General features: G+C 72.7%; 18 protein-coding genes. 4 read left to right on the top strand and 14 right to left on the bottom strand.

Going from position 1 to position 24,897, the window contains the following annotated elements; all coding sequences use genetic code 11:
• Positions 1-26 precede the first annotated feature (26 nt).
• Entirely contained in the window at positions 27-3,893 is a 3,867-nt protein-coding gene (locus tag HJD23_RS34380) for a Pls/PosA family non-ribosomal peptide synthetase (RefSeq protein ID WP_171113359.1), read from the top strand.
• 59 nt (positions 3,894-3,952) lie between these two features.
• Positions 3,953-5,323, top strand: a complete 1,371-nt coding sequence (locus tag HJD23_RS34375; RefSeq protein ID WP_171118654.1) for a M1 family metallopeptidase — start codon at positions 3,953-3,955, stop codon at positions 5,321-5,323.
• Between the two features lie 11 nt (positions 5,324-5,334).
• Here HJD23_RS34375 and HJD23_RS34370 read toward each other — a convergent pair whose 3' ends face one another.
• Positions 5,335-5,925 carry a TetR/AcrR family transcriptional regulator gene (locus HJD23_RS34370; protein WP_171113357.1) on the bottom strand — a complete coding sequence of 197 codons (591 nt, stop codon included), beginning with the start codon at positions 5,923-5,925 and terminating at the stop codon, positions 5,335-5,337.
• A gap of 117 nt (positions 5,926-6,042) precedes the next feature.
• Here HJD23_RS34370 and HJD23_RS34365 point away from each other — a divergent pair, with 117 nt between their 5' ends.
• Positions 6,043-7,062, top strand: coding sequence for an aldo/keto reductase (locus HJD23_RS34365; RefSeq protein ID WP_171113355.1), 1,020 nt, complete (start codon positions 6,043-6,045; stop codon positions 7,060-7,062).
• Positions 7,063-7,169: 107 nt separating this feature from the next.
• On the opposite strand, the gene HJD23_RS34360 is transcribed toward HJD23_RS34365, so the two are convergent.
• The 6 genes from HJD23_RS34360 to HJD23_RS34335 all read right to left on the bottom strand — a co-directional run bounded on the left by HJD23_RS34360 (position 7,170) and on the right by HJD23_RS34335 (position 19,076).
• Positions 7,170-8,066: a peptidoglycan-binding protein gene (locus HJD23_RS34360; RefSeq protein ID WP_171113353.1), complete on the bottom strand. Its 897-nt coding sequence runs from the start codon at positions 8,064-8,066 to the stop codon at positions 7,170-7,172.
• On the bottom strand, positions 8,066-9,595 hold the full coding sequence (locus tag HJD23_RS34355) for a DUF6519 domain-containing protein (RefSeq protein WP_171113351.1): 1,530 nt from the start codon (positions 9,593-9,595) through the stop codon (positions 8,066-8,068). The genes HJD23_RS34360 and HJD23_RS34355 overlap by 1 nt, the downstream gene beginning before the upstream one ends.
• 85 nt (positions 9,596-9,680) lie before the next feature.
• The gene (locus tag HJD23_RS34350) at positions 9,681-11,834 is read right to left on the bottom strand and encodes a hypothetical protein (RefSeq protein ID WP_171113349.1); all 2,154 of its coding nucleotides are present in this window, start codon (positions 11,832-11,834) and stop codon (positions 9,681-9,683) included.
• Positions 11,834-15,574: a putative baseplate assembly protein gene (locus tag HJD23_RS34345; protein ID WP_171113347.1), complete on the bottom strand. Its 3,741-nt coding sequence runs from the start codon at positions 15,572-15,574 to the stop codon at positions 11,834-11,836. Before HJD23_RS34345 ends, HJD23_RS34350 begins: the two co-directional genes overlap by 1 nt.
• A complete protein-coding gene (locus HJD23_RS34340; RefSeq protein ID WP_171134103.1) occupies positions 15,571-18,663 on the bottom strand; it encodes a putative baseplate assembly protein in 3,093 nt (1,030 codons plus the stop codon). The genes HJD23_RS34345 and HJD23_RS34340 overlap by 4 nt, the downstream gene beginning before the upstream one ends.
• Complete coding sequence (locus tag HJD23_RS34335; RefSeq protein WP_171134152.1) at positions 18,660-19,076, bottom strand: GPW/gp25 family protein; 417 nt, start codon at positions 19,074-19,076, stop codon at positions 18,660-18,662. Before HJD23_RS34335 ends, HJD23_RS34340 begins: the two co-directional genes overlap by 4 nt.
• Positions 19,077-19,183: 107 nt before the next feature.
• Between HJD23_RS34335 and HJD23_RS34330 the strand changes: the two genes are divergently transcribed.
• Positions 19,184-19,363 carry a hypothetical protein gene (locus HJD23_RS34330; RefSeq protein ID WP_171113345.1) on the top strand — a complete coding sequence of 60 codons (180 nt, stop codon included), beginning with the start codon at positions 19,184-19,186 and terminating at the stop codon, positions 19,361-19,363.
• Here the strand turns inward: HJD23_RS34330 and HJD23_RS34325 are convergent.
• The 7 genes from HJD23_RS34325 to HJD23_RS44340 are packed head-to-tail and all read right to left on the bottom strand — an operon-like array spanning position 19,350 to position 24,770.
• Positions 19,350-19,694 carry a hypothetical protein gene (locus tag HJD23_RS34325; RefSeq protein WP_171113343.1) on the bottom strand — a complete coding sequence of 115 codons (345 nt, stop codon included), beginning with the start codon at positions 19,692-19,694 and terminating at the stop codon, positions 19,350-19,352. The two genes, HJD23_RS34330 and HJD23_RS34325, sit on opposite strands and share 14 nt — an antisense overlap.
• 23 nt (positions 19,695-19,717) lie before the next feature.
• Positions 19,718-20,254: a phage baseplate assembly protein V gene (locus HJD23_RS34320; RefSeq protein ID WP_171113341.1), complete on the bottom strand. Its 537-nt coding sequence runs from the start codon at positions 20,252-20,254 to the stop codon at positions 19,718-19,720.
• A gap of 22 nt (positions 20,255-20,276) precedes the next feature.
• Positions 20,277-21,416 carry a hypothetical protein gene (locus tag HJD23_RS34315; protein ID WP_171113339.1) on the bottom strand — a complete coding sequence of 380 codons (1,140 nt, stop codon included), beginning with the start codon at positions 21,414-21,416 and terminating at the stop codon, positions 20,277-20,279.
• A complete protein-coding gene (locus tag HJD23_RS34310; protein ID WP_171113337.1) occupies positions 21,409-21,786 on the bottom strand; it encodes a hypothetical protein in 378 nt (125 codons plus the stop codon). Before HJD23_RS34310 ends, HJD23_RS34315 begins: the two co-directional genes overlap by 8 nt.
• Before the next feature lie 8 nt (positions 21,787-21,794).
• A complete protein-coding gene (locus HJD23_RS34305; protein ID WP_171113335.1) occupies positions 21,795-22,478 on the bottom strand; it encodes a hypothetical protein in 684 nt (227 codons plus the stop codon).
• A 20-nt stretch (positions 22,479-22,498) separates the two neighbouring features.
• Complete coding sequence (locus tag HJD23_RS34300) at positions 22,499-23,722, bottom strand: hypothetical protein (RefSeq protein WP_171113334.1); 1,224 nt, start codon at positions 23,720-23,722, stop codon at positions 22,499-22,501.
• Positions 23,709-24,770: a hypothetical protein gene (locus HJD23_RS44340; protein ID WP_240980880.1), complete on the bottom strand. Its 1,062-nt coding sequence runs from the start codon at positions 24,768-24,770 to the stop codon at positions 23,709-23,711. Before HJD23_RS44340 ends, HJD23_RS34300 begins: the two co-directional genes overlap by 14 nt.
• Between the last annotated feature and the right edge of the window lie 127 nt (positions 24,771-24,897).

Here is a 24,897-nt window from a genome sequence, read left to right as displayed (position 1 = left end):
TTCCGGGATCGAGACGCGAGGACCCGATGGCAGCCATACACGAGAGCAGTGCTCTCGGCCTGCTCGACGAAGAGATCCGTGAGCGGTTCGGTGACAGGGCACGTTTCTCCGGAGGGCCGGCCGCCTCCCCGCGCACGCTGGTGGACATCTTCGAGGCGTCCGTGCGGGCGCATCCCGACGAACTCGCCCTGGACGACGGGGCGGTCCGGCTGACGTATCGGGCGCTCGCCGTGGAGGTGGAGCGGCTGCGGGCGCGGCTCGCCGCCGCCGGGGTGGGGCTCGGGGACCGGGTGGGGGTCCGTGTTCCGTCGGGGACCAATGATCTGTACGTCGCGATTCTCGCCGTACTCGCGGCCGGGGCCGCCTACGTGCCCGTGGATGCCGAGGACCCGGACGAGCGGGCCGAGTTGGTGTTCGGGGAGGCGGGGGTACGGGCCGTCATCGGGGCCGGGCACGAGCTGACCGTCCACGGCCGGTCCGAGGTTCCGGCCGCGCGGCCCGGGGGCGAGCAGGACGCCTGGATCATCTTCACGTCCGGGTCCACCGGGAAGCCCAAGGGTGTCGCCGTCAGTCATCGCAGTGCCGCCGCCTTCGTGGACGCCGAGGCCGCGCTGTTTCTGACCGAGGAGCCGATCGGGCCCGGCGACCGGGTCATGGCGGGGCTGTCGGTCGCGTTCGACGCGTCCTGCGAGGAGATGTGGCTGGCCTGGCGGTACGGGGCCTGTCTGGTGCCGGTGCCGCGCGCGCAGGTGCGCAGCGGGGCCGATCTGGGGCCCTGGCTGGTCGAGCAGGAGATCACGGTCGTGTCGACCGTCCCGACGCTGGCCTCGCTGTGGGAGCCGGAGACGCTCAATGACGTACGGCTGCTGATCTTCGGTGGTGAGGCCTGTCCGCCCGAGCTGGCGCAGCGGCTGGTGACCGAGGGGCGCGAGGTCTGGAACACGTACGGGCCGACCGAGGCGACCGTCGTGGCCTGTGCCGCGCTGATGACCGGCGAGGAGCCCATCAGGATCGGGCTGCCGCTCTGCGGCTGGGAGCTGGCCGTCGTCGACGAGGCCGGGGAGCCCGTGCCGATGGGCGGCAGCGGGCAGTTGGTGATCGGCGGGGTCGGGCTCGCGCGGTATCTCGATGCCGAGAAGGACGCGGAGAAGTACGCGCCTTTGGAGTCGCTGGGGTGGGAACGGGCGTACCGGAGCGGTGATCTGGTGCGTGCCGAGCCCGAGGGGCTGGTCTTTCTCGGGCGGGCCGATGAGCAGATCAAGCTCGGTGGGCGGCGGATCGAGCTGGGTGAGGTGGACGCCGCGTTGCAGGCGCTGCCCGGCGTCGCGGGTGCCGCTGCCGCCGTACGGACCGCGCGGAGCGGCAATCAGCTGCTCGTCGGGTATGTCGTCACCCAGGAGGGGTGGGACGCGGGGGCGGCGGTGGAGCGGCTGCGGGCCGAGCTGCCCGCGGCGCTGGTGCCGCTGCTCGCGCCGGTCGACGAACTGCCGACCCGTACGTCCGGCAAGGTCGATCGCCATGCCTTGCCCTGGCCGCTGGAGGGGCTGGAGACCGGAGGCAAGGCCGAGCAGCTCTACGGCACCGAGGCCTGGCTCGCCGAGCAGTGGACCGAGGTGCTCGGGATTCCGGTCACGGCGGCCTCCGACGACTTCTTCGCGATCGGCGGGAGCAGTCTCGCCGCCGCTCAGCTGACCACACGGCTGCGGACCCGCTATCCCAGTGCGGCCGTGCTGGACATCTACCAGCAGCCCACGCTGCGGAAGTTGGCGCGGCGGCTGGAGGAGTCGGCGCAGGACGACGGCTCACGGCGGACCGTCGCCCCCGTGCCCCGGCGCGCCCAGGCGGCTCAACTGCTCGCCCTGATACCGCTGTTCACGCTGGCCGGGCTGCGGTGGACGGTCGTGCTGGCCGCCCTCGGGAATCTGCTGAGCGGGTACGCCTGGCTGCCGACCGCGCCCTGGTGGGCCGTCGGGGCCGGGGCCGTGCTGTTGTTCAGTCCGCCGGGGCGGCTCGCCCTCGCCGCCGGTGGGGCGCGGCTGTTGCTGCGGGGCGTGCGGGCGGGGCGGTATCCGCGCGGTGGGAGTGTGCACGTCCGGCTGTGGGCGGCGGAGCGGCTGGCCGAGGCGAGCGGGGCGACCTCGCTGACCGGGGCCTGGCTGCTGCGGTACGCGCGGGCGCTGGGCGCCAAGGTGGGGCAGGACGTCGATCTGCACTCGCTGCCGCCGGTCACCGGCATGCTCAAGCTGGGCCGGGGCGCGGCCGTGGAGTCCGAGGTCGATCTGTCCGGGTACTGGCTGGACGGGGACCGGCTGGAGATCGGGCCGGTGAAGGTCGGTGCGCATGCCGTGGTCGGTACGCGCAGCATGCTCTTCCCGGGGGCGCGGGTCGGCAAGCGGGCCGAGGTGGCGCCGGGGTCGGCCGTGGCCGGGCAGATTCCCACCGGGCAGCGGTGGGCCGGGGCGCCCGCGGTCAAGCTCGGCAAGGCCAAGCGGAACTGGCCGAAGGAGCGGCCGGAGCGGGGGCTGTTCTGGCGGGTGATGTACGGGGCGTCCGGGCTCGCGCTGTCGGCGCTGCCGGTGGTGGGTGCCGGGGCCGCGGTGGGGGTGGCGGGCCTGTTCGTCGGCCCGGGCGACGGGCTCGCGGAGGCCCTTGCCGGTGCCGCGCTCGCGCTGGTGCCGGGGACGCTCGCCTTCGGGGCGGCGTACGCGCTGCTGATCCTGGCCGGGGTGCGGCTGCTGAGTCTGGGGCTGCGGGAGGGGACGTATCCGACGCACAGCAGGGTCGGGTGGCAGGCGTGGACCGTCACACAGCTGATGGACCGGGCCCGGGAAACGCTGTTTCCGCTGTACGCCGGGCTGGCCACGCCGGTGTGGCTGCGGCTGCTCGGGATGCGGATCGGGCGCGGGGCCGAGGTGTCGACCGTGCTCGCGCTGCCCAGCCTGACCACGGTCGGTGAGGGGGCGTTCCTGGCCGACGACACGCTGACCGCGCCGTACGAACTCGGTGGCGGGTGGATGCGGATCGGGCGCGCCGAGATCGGGCGGCGGGCGTTCCTCGGGAATTCCGGGATGACCGCGCCGGGGCGGAGCGTGCCGGACGGTGGCCTCGTCGGGGTGCTGTCGGCCACGCCGAAGAAGGCGAAGAAGGGCAGCTCGTATCTGGGGCTGCCGCCGGTGAAGCTGCCGCGCAGCGCGGCCGACGGCGATCAGAGCCGGACGTATGACCCGCCGGTCCGGTTGCTGTGGGCGCGGGGGCTGGTGGAGCTGTGCCGGATCGTGCCGGTGTTCTGCTCGGCGGGGCTGGCGCTGGTGACGGTGGCCGTGCTGTGTGCGCTCGGCGGGTGGGCCTGGTTGCTGGGCGGGTTGGTGCTGCTCGCGGTGGGGGTGCTCGCGGGTGTCGGGTCCGTCGTGGCCAAGTGGGTGCTGGTGGGGCGGCACCGCAGGGGGGAGCATCCGCTGTGGAGTGCCTTCGTGTGGCGCAACGAGTTGGCGGACACCTTCGTCGAGGTGCTGGCCGTGCCGTGGCTGGCGGGCGCCGTGCCGGGTACGCCGGTGATGACCGCGTGGCTGCGCGGGCTGGGGGCGCGGATCGGCCGGGGCACGTGGGTGGAGAGCTACTGGCTGCCGGAGGCGGACCTGGTGACGCTTCAGGACGCGGCCACCGTGAACCGGGGCTGTGTCCTGCAGACGCACCTCTTCCACGACCGGATCTTGCGGACGGATACTGTGGTTCTCCGTGAGGGCGCGACGCTCGGTCCTGGCGGAATCGTCCTGCCCGGCAGCACCGTCGGGGCCCGCAGCACGCTGGGTCCGGCGTCGCTCGTGATGGCGGCGGAGTCCGTCCCCGACGACACGCGGTGGCTGGGCAACCCGATCGAGGCATGGCGCCGGTAGGCGCGGCTCCCCGGTGGACGAGCAGTGGCACGAGCATGGCGCAGGGAGCAGACGCGGCAGTGGCGGTTCAGCAGGCAGCGGGTCCGGACCCGTACTTTCCGGCCAACGGTGATCACCGGTACCGGGTGCACCGCTACGAACTCGCGCTGGACTACCGGCCGGGGCCGAACCGGCTGGCGGGCACGGCCCGGATCAACGCCATCGCGGGACGGGCGGCGCTCGCCGAGTTCCAGCTCAATCTCGCCGACTTCAGGGTCGGGCGGGTGCGGGTGGACGGGCGGCAGGCGCACTACACGCATCGGGGCGGCCGGCTGCGGGTGCGGCCGGGCAAGGCGGTGCGGGCCGGGGCCGCGTTCACGGTGGAGGTGCAGTGGTCGGGCAATCCCAAGCCGGTGAACAGCCCCTGGGGCGGGCTCGGCTGGGAGGAGCTGATCGACGGCGCACTGGTGGCGAGTCAGCCGGTCGGGGCGCCGTCGTGGTACCCGTGCAACGACCGGCCGGCCGACAAGGCGTCGTACCAGATCTCGATCACCACGCCGTCCGCGTACGCGGTGGTCGCCGGTGGGCGGCTGCTGACGCGGACGACGAAGGCCTCGACGACCACCTGGGTGTACGAGCAGTCGGCGCCGACGTCGAGTTATCTGGTGGGGCTGGCCATCGGGAAGTACCAGACCGTACTGCTGGGCGACCCGGGACCCGACGGCGTGCCGCAGCACGGGCACATTCCGGCGCATCTGCTGCCGGAGTTCTCGCGGGACTTCGCTCGGCAGCCGGCGATGATGGAGCTGTTCCAGGAGCTGTTCGGGCCGTATCCGTTCGAGGAGTACGCCGTCGTGGTGACGGAGGAGGAGCTCGATGTGCCGGTCGAGGCGCAGGGGCTGTCGCTCTTCGGCGCCAACCATGTCGACGGGGCGCGGGGTTGGGAGCGGCTGATCGCGCACGAGCTGGCGCATCAGTGGTTCGGCAACAGTGTGTCCATCGCGGACTGGCGGCACATCTGGCTGAACGAGGGGTTCGCGAAGTACGCCGAGTGGCTGTGGTCGGAGCGGTCCGGCGGGCCGACCGCGCAGCAGCACGCGGCCGCCGCGCACCGGCTGCTGTCCGGGCAGCCGCAGGATCTGAAACTGGCCGATCCCGGGCGCAAGCTGATGTTCGACGACCGGCTGTATCAGCGGGGCGGGCTCGTGGTGCACGCCGTGCGGTGCGCGCTGGGCGAGGAGGCCTTCTTCCGGATGCTGCGGGGGTGGGCGGCGCTGCATCGGGGCGGTGCGGTGACCACGGCGGCCTTCACGGCGCATGCGGCCCGGTACGCGACCGAGCCGCTGGACGCGTTGTTCCGGGCGTGGCTGGAGGAGCCTGCGCTGCCGCCGCTGCCCGAGCAGGATCTCCGGATTCCTGTGCGGCCCGCTTTTCCGCCGAACGGTTCCTGAGCGCGCCTTCGTCAGTGCGGTCGGCGTAGTCCTGCGACGAGCAGCCGGACCAGGCGGCGTGCGTCGTAGCGGGGGTCGCTGTCCGCGCCGATGCAGAGGTTTCCGACGCCGCGCATGAGCTCGTAGGCCGTGAGGTCGGTGCGGATCTCGTCGGCCTCGGTCGCCGCTTCGAGCAGCTGGGTGCACACGGGCACGAGGCGGTCGATGAAGTAGGTGTGCAGCGCATCGCAGCCCGCGTTGTCCGACTGGAGCACCGCGGCGAGGCCGTGTTTGGTGACCAGGAAGTCGACGAAGAGGTCGATCCACTGCGCCAGTGCGGCGTGCGGGGTCGCGCCGCTCGCCAGCAGGGCCGGTCCGGCCTCGGCGCAGGCGTCGACCTGGTGCCGGTAGACGGCGATGATCAGATCCGCGCGCGTCGGGAAGTGGCGGTAGATCGTGCCCAGCCCGACTCCCGCCTTGGCCGCGATGTCGCGGACCGGCGCGTCCACGCCCGACGTGACGAAGACCGCGGCGGCCGCGTCGAGCAGGGCCTCCTTGTTGCGCCGGGCGTCCTTCCGCTGGGGCGGGGTCGTCTGCCCCGCGCTCTCGTCACTGGCGTTCACCGCGCAGCTCCCTCCGCCGTCGACCCTTGCGAAGCGGAACAGTGTTCCGTATCGTCGCCGTCACCATCACCGGAACAGTGTTCCGTTTCGCTCATCATGCCACGGAGGAGCACGGTCATGCAGTACCGCACCTTGGGCCGCACCGGCGTGCAGGTCAGCACCCTCGCGCTCGGCGCCATGAACTTCGGCCGGATCGGACGCACCACCCAGGACGAGGCCACCGCCCTCGTCGACGCCGCACTCGAAGGCGGGATCAATGTCATCGACACCGCCGACATGTACAGCGACGGCGCGTCGGAGGAGATGGTCGGCAAGGCCATCGCCGGCCGCCGCGACGACCTCGTGCTGGCCACGAAGGCGAGCATGCCGATGGGTGAGGAGCGCAACCACCGGGGCGCATCGCGCCGCTGGCTGGTCACCGCGCTCGACAACAGCCTGCGCCGCCTCGGCGTCGACCACGTCGACCTCTACCAGATCCACCGGTGGGACCCGCGCACCAGCGACGAGGAGACCCTGTCGGCGCTGACCGACCTGCAACGCGCGGGAAAGATCCGCTACTTCGGCTCCTCGACCTTCCCCGCCCACCGCATCGTGCAGGCGCAGTGGGCCGCCCGCGAGCATCACCTGAGCCGTTACGTCACCGAGCAGCCCAGCTACTCGATCCTGCAGCGCGGCATCGAGGCCCATGTGCTGCCCGTGACGCAGGAGTACGGGATGGGTGTGCTCGTGTGGAGCCCGCTGGCCTCGGGCTGGCTGTCGGGCGCGATCCGCGCGGACCGGGAGATCACCACCCACCGCTCGGCGTTCATGCCGGAGCGCTTCGACACCGCCCTGCCCGCCAACCGGGCCCGGCTCGACGCGGTCGAGCGGCTGGCCGAGGTCGCCGACGAGGCCGGCCTGACGCTGATCCAGCTCGCGCTCGGTTTCGTCACCGCGCACCCCGCCGTGACCAGCGCGCTCATCGGCCCCCGCACGCCGGAGCACCTGCACGCGCAGCTCGCCGCCGCGGACACCGTGCTCTCCGCCGACGTCCTCGACGCGATCGACGCGATCGTCGCCCCCGGCGTCGACCTGGCCCCGGACGAGAAGCACGACACTCCGCCCGCGCTCCTCGACCCGGCACTGCGGCGCCGCTGATCTCCAACAGCTCATCAGCACGTCGGCTGAGGCCCTGGCTCCGCACCCCCGCAGGGCGCGGAGCCGTTCGGCACCTCAGGAGTTGGGCACCTCAGGAGTTGGGCACCTCAGGAGTTGGGCACCTTCAGCTTGTCCCAGCTGTACTTGCCGGGGATGCCGTCCGCGTCCTTGCCCTTGAAGCCCAGCTTCTGCTGCCAGGCCTGGTACGAGCGGCGGTCGGCCTCGGTCCACTCGGGGCCGGGGCCCTCCTCGTAGCGGCTGCAGCCCTCGGCGACCAGGCGGCGGCCCATCGCGGTGACGATCGGGGACCGTCGGCCGACGTGGAAGAAGCCGCTGCCGGGGAAGGGCTCGTACTTCGGCTTGGGCTGGGGCGGCTTGGGCTGGGGCGGCTTCGGCGCGGGCGGCTGCGGCTTCCCGCCGAGCCGGTCGGCTATGCGCTTGCGCATGCTGTCCATCGTGAAGCCACGCGGGTCCACCTTGCCCGGCTGCCACTCCTTGTGGCCGATGACCGAACGTTCCGACCAGCCGTGGTGGCGGCAGATCGCGGCCGCCACCTTCTCGATGGCCTCCTTCTGCGCCTCCGGCCACGGGTCCTTGCCGTTGCCGAGGTTGACGCACTCGAAGCCGTAGAAGTGCCGGTTGCCGTCGGTGTCGGCCTCGTTGTCGGGCGGCAGCTTCGTCTCGTTGATCACCGCGCGCAGGACGTCGCTGTCGCCGAGGCCCGCGTGGTTGGCGCGGCCGTTGCCGACGAGGTGGACATGGCCCTTCTTGTCGATGACGCCGTGGCAGAGCGGGCCGGGGAGGCCGGCGTAGCCGTCGTAGCAGATGTCGACCGAGTTGGCGGTGCCGGAGGTGACGGTGTGGTGGATCATCACGCCGTTGACGGGACCCCAGGGGCCCTTGCTGTTGCGGTTGTGGGTGCGCCAGTTGCGTACCTCGTGGACCGTCAGGCCCTCCGCGCGGAGGATCTCCACCATCTTGGACGCGCTCAGTGGCTTGGCCATCAGTTGTCTCCTTCCACGGCGGTCTCCGCCTCGGCGGTCGTCTGCGACCGGTTCTCGGCCGCCTGCTCCTCGCGCCGCGCCCGGTCCTCGGCCGCCAGCGTGGCCTCGTCGGCGGCGGGCATGCTGCTGGCCAGCGGGCCGAAGGCGAGGCGCAGGTCGACGGCCCCGTACTCGCCCTTGACCAGGGCCAGCGGGGCGAAGTGGCGGGCGATCCCGGCGGGCGCCTGGAGCAGGGGGCGGCGGGCCGGGTCGGTGGGCCACTCGACGCCGCCGGTGGCGGTGCGGGCGGGGATGATCCAGTGGTCGCCGGTGCGGTAGCTGCCGCCCTGGGCGAAGTGGACCTCGACGCCGTCCTCCAGGGGCAGCCACTCCCCCTCCGTGACCGGGACGGCTCCGCCGCGCAGGGCGGTCGTACGGCCCTTGCGCCTCGGGCCCTCGTGGTGGTCCCAGCGGCGCAGGAAGGGGTGGAGGTGGGGCAGGCGGCCGACGCCCGGCGCCGGTTCGGCGGAGAGGCGGACGCGGCGGCCGGGCAGGTCCAGTTCCTCGACCCGCAGCAGCGGCAGGGATTCGAGGCGGGATGCGTGGGCGGTGTCGGTGACCTCGACGTGGTCGCCGACGTCGAGGTCCAGCTTCTCGTCGTGCCCGAGGGTCGCCAACCGCACCCAGGTGCCGTCGAGTTCGTCGACCGGGAAGACCACCGAGCCGTTCTCGCGGGACCACTTGAAGGTGGCGTCCTTGGCCTCGCCGCCGGCGTGTATCTCGACGCGGTAGAGCTGGTTCTCCAGGCCCCGGTAGCGGGCTTCGGGCTTGACCAGGCAGGGGTCCTCGTCGGCGTGGTCGGGGCGTTCGCTGCGGGCCGCGAGGCGTGCCGAGGGGGCCGACTGGCGCTGCGCCCAGCGGTCGAAGGCGGCGCGGACGACCTCCTTGGACGGGTCCGCCTCCTCGATCTCCAGCGCGGCCAGCGACAGCGGCAGCACCTGCCAGACGACCTTGACGCGGGCGGCGGTGTCGGGCATCGCCGCGCCGAGGGCGACCTCGCGCAGCGCCGGGTCCTCGGCGGCGGTGACCGAGCGCTCCCAGACGTGCAGGTAGACCACGAACGGCGACTGCGCGGGCGAGGGCAGGCGGTCGCCGGGCTTCTCCGGGTCGCGGAAACCGTCGGGCTGGTCCCAGTACGTCCAGTGCCCGGACGCTTCCGGGGCCTGCTCATCGTCCTCGTCGAGGACGGGGACGCCGGGCACCGGGCGGTCCGCGTCGCACAGGATGCCGTCGACGTAGTAGCGGCCGCCGTGGATGTGCAGGGTGTCCAGGTCGTGCTTGCCGCCGACGTACTCGATCCGGAAGCCGGCCGCGTCCCGCGGCCCGCCGTGCCGGCCGATCAGGTCGGCGGCGAGGGTGCGGGCCTGGTGGAGCTGGATCGCCGTCTGCTCGTTGGTGTCGGCGTCGAGCTGGACGCGGCCCTGCTGGGCGACGACCGCGGAGTAGTGCCGTTCCGGGCGGAACGTGAGGCGGGAGAGGTCAGCGTGCATGGAAGGGGTCCCCCTGGTTCAGGATGGTGCGGTTCAAGGCGGCGGTCGGTCTCACATCACTCACGTCACTCACAGATCGCCTCACTCACGTCACGAAGAAGATCCCGGCGTCCGTGCCCGCCGGCGTGTACTCCGCGAGGCGGGCGCGCAGGCCGTCCTCGCGCTGCGGCCGGTACAGGTCGTGGAACGCGCCCATCTCGGCGCCGTCGTCCGCGCCGCGCCGGATCTCCTGAGGGCAGCGGTCGGCCAACAGGCCGTACCAGGGCGTCCCGTAGCGCTGGGAGACGAACAGGGGCCGCGCATCGCCGGACAGGTCGGGCTGGCAGCGGTACCGGCGCGGCGTACGCGACCCGGAGGGGACGTACGAGAAGCGCAGACAGCCGATGCCGCGGCGGGCCACGTGCAGCCGCCCCGTGAAGATCGAGTTCTCCGCGATCCGGACGGCGTGCGTGTGGATCTCGCCGATGACGGTGGTGCGGTGGAGATGGAGCACCGCGTGGGCGTGGCGGCAGTCCGGGGCGGACAGGGCCTCGCGGTCGTCGGCGGTGGCGTCGAGCACGCTGTCGCGCAGGTGGATGTCGAGGGGCTCCTCGGTGACCTCGTCGCCGATGACCTCGATGGTGCCGAGGATGCTGTGCTCGACCTGGAGGCAGGCGGTGGTGCGGTCCAGGACGATGCTGGGCTCCTCGGGCGAGTGCGGGTCGCACTCGGGTTCCAGGGACCAGCCGGGTACGAGGGTGGAGTGCCGTACGACGACCGCGCCCATCGGGCCGGTGACGTTGATGCCGCGGCCGGCGACGAGGAGACCGTCGAGGACGACGCGCGGGCGTTCGTGCGGGGCGCAGTCCTCGGACACCGCGCGGATGTTGAGGGCGTCCGGGCGGTTGCTGTACCAGTCGAGCAGGCGGATGACCGGGCGGGTGCCTTCGGCGGCCCGGAGTTCGAGGCGGTCGCCCGGGTCGAGGTCGAAGTCGAGCTGCTCCTGGTAGGCGCCGCTGTGGGTGATCTCGATGATGCCCTCGGGGCCGGTGCGGTCCGCACGGCGGTCGTGCTGCCAGGCCCGGTAGGCGTCCATGATCTGCCGGTACGGCTGTCCCGGCCCGACCCGGTAGAACGTCGCGTCGGGGCGGGGCCCGCGGTCGTCCCGGGCGTACTCGCCGCCGCCCATGTCGGCGGCGAACGCGTAGTGGTAGTCCACCCAGACGCCCTGCCGGGGCGCGGTGCGTGAGCCGAAGGCGATGCGGCCCAGCTCCGGGTCGACGGCCACCTGGCCCCGCTTGGGCCGGTAGCGCCAGTCGGACAGGTCGGCGACCACGATGTCGGACGGCGGGACGGGCTGGTCCTCGCCGTCGCGCCGGATGACGAGGCTCTTGCCGGGGCCGTAGTAGTCCAGCAGCCGGTCGTGGAGCTGACGGCGGCGGACGAACGCCGGGACGTTGTCGATGGTCGCCGTGTGGGTGGGCGACGGCTCGGGGAACGGCTTGGTGACCAGCGGGGTGTCGTTGCCGAGGATCGAGAAGGTGTAGAGATTGCGGGCGCGGTCGATGCAGTACGCCGGGGACGACGTCAGCGCGTGCGCCTTCAGCCGCCAGACGAACAGCGCCACCCCCGCCGGGGTCCAACCGCCCTGCCGCCGCCCGGAGTCGGCCCGGCGGACGTCGACGGTGCGGGCCGTCGCGCCGAACGGGCCGCCCGCGAGGTCGAGCGCGGCGCCGTCGCGGAGGTCGGCGAGCCGGCCGCGTTCGGCGCGGTGGGCGCCCGTGCCGCCGTACAGCTTGACCGGCTGCGTGTGCGCCACCAGCCGGGACAGCTCGACGGCGCGCGCCGGCCAGTCGGCGACCCGCTCGGACAGCTCCTCCAGCAGGTGGAGCGTGCCCTTGCGGCGGCGGTTGGCGACGGTCGCGGCCACGTCGGCGCGCGGGGCGACCGCCTCGGCGAGGGCGGAGCGGCCGCCGTCGTGCAGGCCGGTGGTCAGGACACGTTCGTAGCCGGGCAGGGTGCGGTAGCCGACCAGGTCGCCGAGGTACGGCAGCACCCAGGGCGCCGCCGTCTCCACGAACAGGTCCTCGTAGCCCTGCGCCACGCCGTCGCGGACGCGGTCGAGCTGCTCCGTGACGACGGCGAGCAGCGCGCGCAGCGGCTCGCCCTCCTCGGCGTCCCGCAGCCGGTGCCGGCGGGGCAGCAGCGCGGCGAGCGCGTCCGGATCGCGGGAGCTGTCGAACGGGACGTCCCGGGACATCACTTGACCTCCGTCAGAATCAGGGTGTCCGCGGCGCGCGGCGACAGCAGGGCGAGCTGGGCCGGGCGGATGCCGCGGAAGACGTACACCGAACGGCCCTTGGGCAGGCGCCGGGTGTCGGTGATGTCCGGGTTGAGGCGCAGCAGTCCGGCGAGCGGGATGCCGTGGCGGGCGCAGATCGAGGTGAGCGTCTCGCCGTCGTCGGCCCGGACGGTGTGGATCTTCTCGTCGTACGTCGCCGGGTGCGCCGGGACCTGGGGCTTCGGCGTACCGGGGCGGGCGGCGAGCTGTTCGGGGGTCGCCGAGGCGGGGACGCCGGTGAAGACGTCGACGTCGATGTAGTCGACGCCGGGCACGCCGTGGGCGGTGGCGAGCACCTCCGAGAGGCGGGCGGGTTGGCCCAACTCCCGCCCTTCGAAGCCCAGTCGGCGCAGCAGGGCCTGGCGCAGGCGGGGCTCGACGACCTCCCAGGCGTGGTCGGGGGCGAGCTTGACCTTCGCGGACAGGAGCAGCAGGACCAGTTCGCGGACGTCCACACGGACCGGGAGGTTCGGGTCGCCGTACTCCGTCAGTGCGCCGCGCAGGGCGCGCAGCGTGTCGGAGTCGTCGGCGATCGGCACGTCGTCCGTGCCGGCGACCGTGACGTGCAGGACGCGCCGCCTGCCGTCGAAGAGTTCGCGGGCCGCCGCCCGGCCGATCCCGGCGCGGGAGCGGGCGAAGTCCTCGTAGTCGCCGGCCGAGACCAGGCGGTCCAGGGCGGACACGGCGAGCGGGACGGTACGGCGGGTCAGGCCCGGCCCGTCCGCGTCCGAACCGCCCGTCGCCGGGCGCGGATTGGTGACCGCGGAGACGCCGAGCGGTCGGGTGAGGGCCTGGGTGATGCGGTCGGCGGCCACGTTGGCGGCGCGGCCGGTGCCGAAGCGGTAGCGGGCGCGGACGTTCTCGTGGCCGGTGGGCAGCCGGGCGCCGTTCACCCCGTCGCCGAAGGTCACCGTCGTCCGGCCGTCGGCGGTGCTGCCGGTGATGTAGACGCGCTCGCGCGGGCCGCGTCCGGCGAGGCTGTCGACCTCGTGCCAGAGCATGCCGTCGACCCGGATCTCCAGGACGGGCTTCGCGCCCAGGGGGTTGGTGGCGGCGAGCCAGGTGAGCGGGGTCTGCCACAGCGCGAACGTCTGGTTGACGCGGTCGGAGTCGCCGCTGCCGATGGCCTCCTCGCGGCTCTCGCCATGGGTGGCCTCGACGACGTTGCCGAGGATCCGCACGGTGTCGCGCCGGTAGCGGTGGGCGAGGTCCGCGGTCAGGGTCAGCCGGGTGTGGACGTGGTCGCCGGGGAGCTGCGGGTCGACGGCCGGGTCGGCGGCGGCGATCACGGCGACCTCGGTGGCGGTGACGCCGGGGAGGTCGCCGCGCTCGCCGGTGACCATGAGGGTGCGTCCGGGGCGCAGCCCCTCGTACAGCTCGGCCAGCTCGATCTCGTTGCCGTGCACGTCCTCGCCGAGCGGTTCGTCGGCCAGGCGCAGCGGCTCCCCCGCCGCGTGCACCGTGGTGTCGCGGATGTGCGAGAGCAGGACGTCGAACTCGTCCAGCCAGGGGTCGGCGAGGGTGAGTTCGGTGCCGCGGCCGGTGATGCCGTAGTTGGTGTACGCCGCCGTACGCGCCGCCACGACCTGCGTGGTGACGAAGTCGAGATCGGCGTCACCCGGTACTGAGGTCCCCTTCGCGGGGCGCTGGATCGCCACCCAGCTGCCGACCGTGATGCCGTTGTGCACGGTGTCCAGCTGGAGCACCCGGCGGTTGACGGGCTCGGGCTTGCCGACGATGACCACCTCGACGTTGGGCTCGGTGCTGCCCACCGTGTAGCGGACGCTGACCTCGTACTCGCCGTGCGTGAACTGCTCCACGGTGTTGGGGCGCAGGGCGATCTGCTCGGAGGTGCCGTTGTGCACGCCGACGTGGACCAGGCCGTCCTCGTCCGGCCGGGACACGAACAGGGTGCGCTCGGGCAGGCCGGAGTGGAGGCGGGCGGTGACGCCGGGGTCCTGGGAGTCGGTGGGGCGCCGGTTGAGCCAGTTGAGGTCGCGGTCCTGGCCGCTGCGGGTGGACAGCTCGACCTGGCCCGTGCCCAGCGCGAAGGTGACCGGCTGCGGCACGGGCAGGTTCTCGGCGCGCTGGTCGGAGCTGCTGCCCTCGACGTACTGGAACTCCGCCCGGACCGGCACCTTGCCCGCCGGGTCGTAGACGATCCGCATGGAGGCCAGCGTGGCGCCGGTGAGCGGCCAGTCGGCGGTGCGGATGACCCGGCCGCGGTCGTCCTGGACCGGCTTCAGCGGGGCCGTGGCGCCGAAGGGGGCCGCGGTGACACGCAGGACGAGCAGCTCGCGCAGGAGCTGCGGGGTGCCGGGGGCGGCGGCCGTGCGCCAGGCCGGGTAGAGGGTGCCGAGGGCGGGGTCGAGGGCGGTGAGCAGGCGGGCGGGGTCGGTGGCCGGGCGGGGGGTGTGGCCGGTGGCCCGTCGGGTGGCGGGGCGCAGGGCGGGGAGGACGGAGGCGAGGGTCCGGAAGGCGGCGTGGCGCGGGTCGGGCTGCGGGTCCATCAGTGGTTCGGTGGCTTTCGTGCGCGCCTCGGTGGGGTCGTCCGGCTGGGCGGGAGCCAGCTCCAGCGCCCGCTCGGCGAGTTCCGCGAGCACCGCCTGAAGCTGCTCGAACCACGCCGCCACGTCCTCGTACGGCGTCGCCAGCACCTGGGCCTCGCCCAGCCGCTCGATCGGCTCGGCCAGGCGGGCCGCGAGCCGTTCGGGGGTCCTGACGGTGTCCAGGTCGGTCCGCAGCGGGGCCAGGACCTGGTCCTCGAAGTCCTCGATCAGACGACTGACCGGGCGCGGGCCCGGCACCTCGGGGGTGGGCGGCTCGTCGCCGGGCTCGCCCGGGGCGGCGGGCGCGGCGGTCCAGCGCCGTACCTCGTCGACGAGTTCCTTCAGCGTCGGCGGGGCCGACGTCGGCAGGGAGATCGCCGTGACGTCGTCCTCGCGGTCGACGCGCGCCTTCGCCACCGGCAGCAGCTTGCGCTCGCCGCCCGCCTTCTCGCCGAAGACGAACAGCAGCTGGTCGCCGGTCTGGAGGGAGTTGGCGGTGCCCTGGACGAACAGCTCCGAGCGGCGCTCCAGGTCCTCGGGGGTGATGAGGGTCGGGCGCCGGCGCCGTACCTTCAGCTCGTTGAAGTCCCAGCGGGCCGTCAGGTCGCGGCTGGTCTCGAAGGTCAGGGACTCCTCGGTGGCGGAGGCCGGCACGCTGTGGCTGCGGGCGCCGCGCGGGATGACGACCGGCAGCGTCTCGGCGCGCGGGTCGCGTTCCAAGGTGTACGCCAGGTGGGTGGCGGCGGCGACGCCGGGGCGCGGCCGGTGGCCGACCAGGCGGCCGAGCAGGGCCAGGGAGCGGTGCTCGTTGGCGGTGCGGATGTAGGCCTCGTCGGCGATCCGCTCGGAGTGGAAGGTGAGCAGGTCGCCGAGGACGGCGGTGGCGTCCAGCAGGCCGATCGTCGGGTCGTCCGGGGTACGGACGGTGAGGCCCTTCAGCGCCGGGTACGCGGGCGAGGCCAGCCGGTCGAGGAGGGCGGCCAGGAAAGAGCCGTACTCGCCGACGCGGTAGTCCAGCGCGGTGCGGCCCGGCGGGTTGTGCGGCGCGGCCGGGGCGAGCCGCTCGTCGTGGCCGCCGCACGCGCCGCCGCAGGAGCAGTGCTCGCTCACAGGGCACCTCCCAACGTGATGGCCAGCCGCCCGTTCTCCGGCCGGTCGGGGTCGTTGTCGCAGGTGGCGATCTCCAGCGGGCCGAGCCGCAGCACGCCGTCCTCCCTCTCTCCTCGGTCCTGCTCGAACAGCCGCCGCAGCCGCGTGACGTGCACGCTCTCCACGCCCGGGACGGCCGCGGCGACGGCGACCAGCCGGCTCAGCCGGACCGGTTCGCCGAAGGTCAGCGCGTCGGAGTGGAAGAAGCCGCCCCGGCCCGCGCCGAGCACCCGGTACAGCTCGGCGAGGATCTGCCCGTGCTGGTGGCCGGGCGCGGCGCACACGGTCAGTTCGATGTCGAGCGGCACCAGCCGGGCGGGGCCGACGACGAGTTCGTGGCCGATGCGCCGGTACGGCTCCAGGGCCTGCGCCACCGACGCCAGCAGCTCGGCCGGCGGGGTGGCGTCGCCGTACGCGTCGATCGCGAGGTGCGCCTCCTGGAGGCTGCCGGTCCAGCGCAGTTCGGCGGCCGCACGCTGCACTCCGGGCAGGGCTGCGGCGAGGGCGGCGTAGTCGTCGGCGGTGACCGCGCGCAGGCGGGTGCGGCGCAGGTCGAGCGGGGCCAGCTGGCGTACCTGCTCGACGGGTTCGGGTTCGGTGCCGCCGGTGGCGGGCAGCGGGTTGCGGACCACGGCGGCGGGCGGGGCCTCGCAGTCGTCGGTGACGACGAGGTGGTTGATGGCCTCCGCGCCGACGTTGCCCGCGCTGCCGCCGCCGAGGCGGTAGTGGATGCGCAGGCGGTCGCCGGGGGTGGGGCGGGCGCCGTGCCTGCCGTCGCCGAAGCGCAGGGCCAGGCGGCCGTCGTCCTCCAGTTCGCCCACGAAGTGGCGGTCGCGGGGCGTGCTTCCGAGCAGGTCGCGGCGCGGCTCCCACGTGTCGTCGCGGGCTTCGACGCGTACGGCGGGCAGGGCGTGGCGCGGGTCCTGGGTGAGGGCCGCGGTCGCCGGGCCGCGCAGCACCGGCTCGTCGGGGTGCAGTCCGGCCGCGTACGCGGGGCCCCAGCTGTGCGCGATCTCCCACGCGATGTGCCCGTCGAGGACGGTGCCCGCGCGGGCGCGGGCGGCGAGCACGTCGACGCGGCGGAGTTTGGCGTCGAGCAACTGGTCGCTGCGGTGGAGGAGTTCGCGCAGGGCGCGGACCGGGTGGAGGCGGAGTTCGAGGCGCTCCAGGATCCTCAGGCCGAAGACGACGGCGAGTTCGGAGATCTCCTGGTCGCCGAGTCCGTCGCGGTCGCGGGCGCTGCGCCACAGCTCGACGAGCCGCTGCCGTACCCGCCCCGGGATCGCCACGATCCGCTCGGCCTGCCCGGCGGCCACGGTCCGGGAGTCGGGGAACGGCACCGCCTGGGCGACGGGCGCCCGGCCGAGGAGCGGCCGGAAGCGGGGCCGGATCCCGGGGTAGACGGTCTGCGCGAGCAGCGTCCGCAGCGCCGCGGCCTGGGCGTACGCCGTCCCGGGCACCACCCGCTCGTGCCGCTGGCCGGCGCTTTCCAGGCCGAGACCGGCGCGGGTGGTGGCGGCGAGTCCGACGACCTCGAAGAGTTCGCGCACGTCGTCGGCGGCGAGGACGTCGCCCGATTCCGCCTGGTCCGTCAGGGCGTTGATGAGCCGCGCGGGGGCGTTGCCCTCGGTGCGGTCGGCGCAGCCGAACGCGGGAGGGTCGCAGGGGGCGACGACGGCGGGCTCGGGCGGCACGGTGACCGTCTCCGGGGCGGGCAGGGTGCGGCCGTGGTCGACGAGGACGACGTTGCCGCGGGCGAGGGTGACGTCCTCGACCGGCAGGCAGTCCCCGCCGCCCCGGGTGCTCAGGCAGAACGGTCGGCGCAGGGCGTCCGCCGCGGCCCACGTCACCTCCAGGACCGGCTGGTCCTCGATGCGGTCGACGGCCGGGGTGACGGAGGTGAGGCGGACCGCCTGGCGGTGGCTCGGGTCGGCGTCGCCGGGGGTGCCGTTGCGCGGGCCCTTCACCTCCTCCAGGACGAGCAGGTCGCCCGGCCGCAGGTCGAGGCGGCGGTCCCGGCAGGTCTCCGGGTCCACCCACGCGTCGCGCAAGGTGGCCGACGTGGCGCCCTTCGGCAGGGCGCACACCTCGCCGCCCCACGTCCACAGCCGGATCGCGTTGTGCGCGACCCGCAGCTCCAAGGGGTCGGCGGCGACGACCGGTTCGAACACCTCGACCGAGCCGCGCTCGTCGAGGTCGGCGAGGTCGCCGTCCCCGATGACGGTGCCCGGCTCGGGGCGGTCGTGCGGGTCGAGGGCACGGACGTCGACGGAGGCGAAGCGGTAGGTGCCGGGGGCGAGCGTGTGGTCACCGGCGGTCTCCACGGTGACGTAGGCCCGGGCGGTGCAGCCGTCGTGCATCGCGTAGTCGATGAGCCGGACGTGACGGCGTACGGAGACCCGGCGGCGGGCCGTGTCCAGGTACGCCTCCGTCGCCACCGCGTCCTGCTGGTAGCTGATCCGGTCGCCGGTGTACGCGAGCAGCTCGACGAGCGTCGTGCCGAGGTCGGCGGGGTTGCGTTCGCGCCAGTCGGGGGTGGTGAGGGCGAGCCGGTCCAGCAGGAGCTTGCGGATGGTGTCGTAGTCACGGGCGGTGTAGTCGACGACCGGTGTCTCGGGGAAGTCCGGCTGCTCGTCGTGGCCGTCCGTGCAGTCGAACGGGGTCGGGCAGTCGGGCCGGAAGGCGAAGGTCGCGCTGTGGTAGCGCTGGTCGAAGCCGCGGAAGGGTTCGGTGCCGGGGCGGCCGTAGGGGTCGGTCTCGACGAGGGAGAGGCGGTAGCGGGAGGTGTCGCCGGCCTGGTCGAGGGTGACGTAGAGGCGGTCGTCGAGCTCAGGGTCGTCCTCGCGTTCGACGCTGACGTCGACGGCGGTGATGCCGGTGATGCGGCGGCCGCCGTCGACGCGGACGTTCTCGGGTGTGAGGCCGTGCGGGGCCTTGCCGAGGAAGGTGACCGTGAGAAGCAGTCCGTCGTCGCTGACCTCGACGGCGTCGATGCCGTTCAGCTGGGCGGCGCGGACCTTGGAGCGTCGGGACGCGGTCGTGCTGGTCATGCGGCGGCCCTCCCTTCGAACACGTCCTCGCGGCGGGCGCCGGTGGCGCGGACGACGTAGGCGAGGTGGACGCGGACCACGTGGTCCTCGCTGATCACGTCGAGGGCCTCCACGTCGATGAGGTCGCCGAGCCAGCGCTGGAGGGACGCCTGGACGGAGAGCTCCAGGGTGTTGATCAACTCCGGGCTGTTGGGGGCGAAGACCAGGTCGAGCAGGCCGCAGCCGAAGTCGGGGCGCATGACGCGTTCCCCGGGGCTGGTGAAGAGGAGCTGCTCGATCAGGTCGTGGACGTGCTCGGCGGGGGTGGCGTGAGCGGTGCGTCCGCGGCGGTCGGGGCGGAAGGGGAAGGCTATGTCGGTACGGGGGTGGGTGCGCGGGTGGGTGCGGGGCTCATCGGGCGGCTCGCCAGGGATCGGGGGCTGGTGATCGGGCTGTTGGGGGTGTTCATCGGGCGGCTCCCCTGTGGCTGCGCGACGGGCTGCTCGGGCGGGGCCTCGGGGAGTGGCTCGTCGTGGGGCTCATGGGGCAGCTTGCGGAACGGCCCAACGGAAGACTCGCGAGGTCGCCCATCGAACCGCTCGCGACGGGGCTCAACGGACGGCTCGCGGAGCGGCTGGTCGGGCGGCTCGTGAGGTGGCTCAACGGGCGGCTCGTGGGGCGGCTCAACGGGCGGCTCGTGGGGCAGCTCATCGGACGGTGACCTTTCGCTGCACGACCTGGATGACGGGCGGTCCCTGTGGGACGAAGGCCGCCGTGAAGCACTGGGCCGTGGAGGTGTCGAGCAGGACGGCCGCGCCGTCGACGGTGACGCCGGTGTCGGAGCCGGTCCAGCGGACCGCGACACACGGCATGGGCACTCCGTCGACGGTGTGCGAGCAGCCGGTGACGACATGGCTGTGCGCGGCCGTGGCCACCGGCACTCCGTCGATGAACACGGCTCGGTCGGATGTGGTTGCGGCGGTGGCTCGCCCGCCGTGCGGGCAGCTGATCACGGCGGCGGCGCCGAGCAGCCCCCCGGATGTCCCGGACACTTCGAATCGTCCCCCGTCTTCTGCTAGCGCTTGGAGAGCACGGTCAGCTGGCCCTCGTTGATGGTCACTTCACGTCCGCGCAGCACCACCTCGGCGCCCGCGCCGGTCGCGATGACCACGGCTTCCTCGGTGATACGGATGTACGCGCCGCCCTTGGCCTGGAGCAGGATCCCCTCCTCGGCGCCGGGCGTGTCGTTCATGACGAACTTGTGTGCGAGCCGCGTCTGGACGACGACCGGCTTGTTCGGCGCGTTCGCCAGCAACTCCCGGCGGGCGTCGGGCGGCAGCTCCTCGGCGGCGCCCCACCAGCACCCGGTCCACACCGGGAAGCTCGGATCGCCCTGCTCGAACTCCACCCACACCCCCGTACCGGGCGGCGGTACGGCGAACTGTCCCGACTCGGGCCCGGTGAACGGCAGGCAGGGCAGCGCCCACGTCGACGGCTCGTCGCCGAGGACGTCCGGGACCTCGACGGTGATACGACCGATGCGCAGCGGGTCGTCGTTGTCCACGACCCGGCCGCGGTACTTGCCGAGGTAGCGATTGCTGGGTGCCGCCATGCTGAGGTGCTCCTGGTGGGTGTTAGGGCCGGACGTAGTCGCTGCGGGCTTCGAGGCCTTCGCGGGAGAGCGTGAAGTTCTGCTGGAAGGAGCCCGGCCGCAGGTTGTGCGTCACGGACTTCACGAAGTAGTCGCCGTCGTACGCCCGTCCCGCGCCGCGTACGCCGACGAGCTGGCGGGGCTGCAGGATGTAGCCGTGCCGGTTGACGTCGAGCGAGCCGGAGCCGGAGACGACGTCGGCGGAGATCGCGGCCCGGGCAAGCAACTCGGCCTCGGCCTGCCCGCGTTGCTGCTTGGCGGTGCCGGACAGGGTGCGGCGTTTCAGGGCCGGGGTGGGGCGTTTGCCGAGGGGCGGGCGCAGCGGGCTGATCGGCGGCTGCGGCAGGAGGGTGGACAGCCTCGTGTCCGGGTCCTGCCAGCGGGCCTGCGGTTCCTCGCGGGCGGTGCCGTCGTAGGCGAACGTCAGCTGGTCGACGGTGGAGTTGGCGTCCATATTGACGTTGAGGGCGTGCTGGCGGATGCCGAGCCGGACCTCGGGGCCCCAGCGGGCGGACGACTGGCCGGGGGTGGGGCCGGGTTCGAGGTAGAAGGTGTACCCGTTGGCGCGGGCGAGCTCGGTGACGTACTGCAGGTCGGTCCCGGTCTGGTAGTGCACGCGGAGGTTCTGGTGCGGCGGCTGGGCCACCTTCTCCGTGTAGACGTCGGGCCGGATGCCGTAGTCGGAGTACCGGCGCAGGATGGCCAGGACCCGCTCGGAGGGCGACAGGTTGGGGTAGCGGGCGGTGCGCTCCTCCAGGTCCATCAGGAGGGTGAGGTCCTCGCCGGTGACGGTGAGGGTGGAGTGCCCGGGCTGGTTGCTGGCGCCCACCTCCTGCCGTACGACGAGTCCGTCGAAGAGCACCTCGGTGGTGCCCTTGACGGTGACGGTGACGACGAGACGGGTCTTCGGATCGAAGAAGCCCTCGGGCAGCAGCCGTCGGCTGATGATCCCGTTCTTGGTCATGTCGAACGCGAGCTGGAAACCGCTGCGCTCCCCCGCCGTCGCGGTGATCTGGGCGGACAGCAGGGCCTCGGTGACCTCGGCCGGGACGGGCCGGACGAGCCGCGGCCCCATCTGCAGCGTGACGTGGACGGGGCCCTGCCCCACGGGCATGTCAAACACGCCGGTCCCCCCGCGGGAAGCCGCCGGCGAGCGGGATGTCGACGACCCGTCCGGCCTCGTCCGTCAACTCGCGTGGATCGAGTACGGGGTTGGCGTCGGCGATCTGCCACCACTGGCCGGGGTCGCCGAAGTACCGCTGGGCGAGGAGGTCGGGCCGGTCACCGGCGGCGACGGTGTGCTGCTGCGTCTCCCGGTCGTCGTCGAGCGGCGGGAGCGGAGGGAGCAACCGCCGCTTGGTGTAGCGCACTTCGGTCCCGTCGGCCTGCCGGTGGATGCCGATCTCGGCATCGTGGTACCGGCTGGTGCGGGGGTAGGGGTGGGCGCCCGGTACGGAGTCGAGGGCGTTCTCGTAAGGCTCGATGCCGGCCATGCTGGGTTTCAGCCCCTTCCACTGAGTACGCCGGTGCCGTTGAGGCCGAGGAGGCCGGCACTGCCGCCGCGCGCGGCGGCGAGCTGTTCCTTCTGCGCGAGGTGCGCCATGTACAGGTCGGCGCCGCGGTGCCCGGCGGGCAGGTCGCTGACCGTGAGGATCTTCATGCCGATGCTGAGCGAGGCCCGGATGGGGTTCAGGTTCACGTCGAAGGCGGACTCGCTGATGGACAGCTCGGTCAGCCGCACGGGCATGACCCGCTTGCTCCCCCAGGTGAACAGCGTCAACGGCATCTCGATCGGGCTGATCTCGATGGTCCCCTTCTGCGCCAGCCGACTCGCGGCGCGCAGTTGCGCGGTGGTCGGCTGCACGAGCATCTCCAGCGTCGCCAGCTGCGGATGAATCCCGTCGGGCGCGGCGATCTCGAACTGGTCGGTGGCGTCGATCTCGGCGGTGAACTTCCAGGTCTCCTGCGCGGGCCCCTTCAGCCGAAGGGCCTCGTTCCGGTCCCCGCTCCCGGCCCCGCCCCCTCCGGCGTCACCACTGTCCCCGGCGGACTGCGGGGCCACGCTCCGCTCCAGGGTGTCCGGGTTGAACTGCAGCACGATGATGCGTTGCGGCGTGCCGGTGTCGGGGTTGACGACGACGATGCCGGAGCGGATGGGTTTGGGGATGTCGGCGTAGCGGGTCATGTGTCCTCCTGTCCGGTGCGTCAGTACTGGATCCGTGTGGTCGACACCGAGCAGCTGTCGCACCAGAAACCGAAGAGCAGCCCTTCGAAGCCCATCGGCCCGAAGACCGTGGGGCCGCTGTCCATGGCGGCGAGGAAGGGCATGAAGTTTCCGCACTCGGGGCAGATGGGGTGTGTCTCGGGCGATGGCCACCGGGGCAGACCGCCGACCTGGTGCTGGGAGCGCCCCGGGATCGCGGGCATGCTCACACCCACCTGGTTGGGCTGCTGCTCCAGCACCATGGATCGCTCGCCGCCCGGCACGAGGCGGGCGGTACCGGCTGCGGGGCCCTGCGGTGAGAAGTAGACGTGCGTACGGTCCGGGGTGAAACCCACTGTCAGCACATCGACTTCGTCGCAGTCGCAGGTGAACCAGAAGAAGGACGGGTCTGCGGTCAGTTTCTGGGGCAGTGCGGCGGCGGAGAGGGAGAGAACGCGTTCTGCCGGCGTACGGCAACGCGCGCACAGGGGGACATCGTCGGCGTGCTCGCCGCCCATGATGTGCGGGCCGGCGCCCTTGTCCGCCACGAACCCCATCAGTGCGGGACCGTATCCCGCACTGGCGCCGGTGTCGGGCAGGCGACCCGCGAGCGGCATGAGCCACTCCCAGTCCTCGGGGTCGTCCACGTCATCACGTACGGAAGTGATCAGGTCGGCGGCGTGCGGAGTCCGGATGAGCGCGAGGGCCTGCAGATCGTCGAGGTCGCGCTCCTCCCGCCACCTGTCCAGGAGGGCGTCGGCGAGTTCGTCCGGGGCCCCCGACAACAGGGCGGGCCGGACGACGTCGATGTCGATCCGGTCGGCGTGGGGGCGAACCCGGTCCGGGTGGTGGACCGCCAGGGAGAAGACCACTGACGCCAGGGGCGACTGCGGGTCCGCAGCGGCCAGATAGTCCCGCACGAAGGCATCGGCGAGGCTTTCCGGAAACCACGGGACGAGCCGCGCGGCTGCCTGCACGGGTGCACCGCTGCCCCGCAGCCTTTCCGCGGCCCGCACCTTGTCGGCTGCCGAGTCCGGAACCAGCTCCAGGTAGGAGGTCAGGTATTCGGCCAGTCCGACGTCGGTGACATCCATGAGGCACTCGACCGCAAGGGACACGCCCTGGGAGCCGGCGTGCGCGAGCAGCCCGTTGATGCGTTCCGATTTCTCGGTGACCGAGAGGTCCGCATCGAAGGCGATCGCCTCAATTTGCTCAGTCGGTGTCATTTCTTGCCTTCTCCCAGTAGTACAGCAACAGATCGTCGATCCTGTTGGAGTACTCAATTTCTTCTCGGTCGGTCAGCCGCTTGTAATGCAGGATCATACTGTAGACCTGGCTCTTTACCAGGGTGTTCTTCTTGTCCCAGCCGGCCAGATAGAACCTGAAGTCATCTTCGGTCGCCTTGGCGAGATCCCTGGAGTCGAGCAGTATTTGCTGATCGGTGTTCCGTGATCCGTGCGTGCGCGAACCGCCTTCCGGATCAGCCTTCCTGTATTCGTGCTCCTTTCCGGTGACCATCAGGGTCAGGGCTTCACGGTAGACCTTTTCGGCTTTCGGCCCACGCTTTATCGCGCCCTGCGGAGTCACCGTGATGAATTCCTCCGTCTTCAGCAGGTCGATGATCTCCTGGTCGCTGAGTTTTCGGTTTCTCGCCTTCTCTTCCCGGGCGATGGCCTTTCGCTGCGCGGCCAGGATCAGTGCGGCGCCCGAAGGAATGTGGTCGGGAGTGAGCTTGTCGCCCGCCACCTCACGCTGTTTGGCCTTACGGAACGTCAGGCTCTCGCCCTTGCTGACCGGTCCGGCCCGGCGGCCTCGCCGCTTCCCACGGCCCGGCAGCGGGGCCGCGAGAATGCTCCTCAACTCGGGGGACAGCGCCTTGGGGGGCTCCGGAAGCGTCGTCCCTTCTGCCCGGTCGGGCGTCCGGTCGGATGTCTGCTCGGACTCCTGGTCGGCTGTCCGGTCGGACGCCTGGTCGGGTGTCCGGCCCGATGCCCCGTCGGACCGCCCCGTCCGATCCGCCCCGCTCATGCGGTCCCGGAGCTTGCGGGCCTCGGCAGCCTCCAACCTGCGCGCGTCGTCGCGGGCCCTGGTGACGTCCGAGGCTTCGATCAGCGAGTCGTGGCTGTGGAACGGGAGCACCATTCCGCGCGGGTTGAGCTCGGCCATGAGCCGGCCCCGGTCGGCGCCGTCGAGAAGGAGCGCGGTGAGCCGGTACCACTTGCGCATGCCGGTCAGAACCGGGTTCAGGACCCGCCGGGGGACGCCGACGGACATCAGCCGGTAAAGCTTGGGGCGGATGCGCGCGATGATCTGCTGCAGCCGGAGTTCCTTGGACTCCTTGGAGTCCTCCTCCTTCCTCCGCCGGTCCTGCTTCTGCTTCTTCTCCTGCCTCTCCTTGAGG

Origin of the sequence: Streptomyces sp. Z423-1, assembly GCF_013009255.1 — a bacterium.
GTDB classification, from domain to species: domain Bacteria; phylum Actinomycetota; class Actinomycetes; order Streptomycetales; family Streptomycetaceae; genus Streptomyces; species Streptomyces gossypiisoli.
The sequence above is the reverse complement of the archived record's forward strand: the minus strand, read 5'-3'. Positions and strand labels throughout refer to the sequence as shown.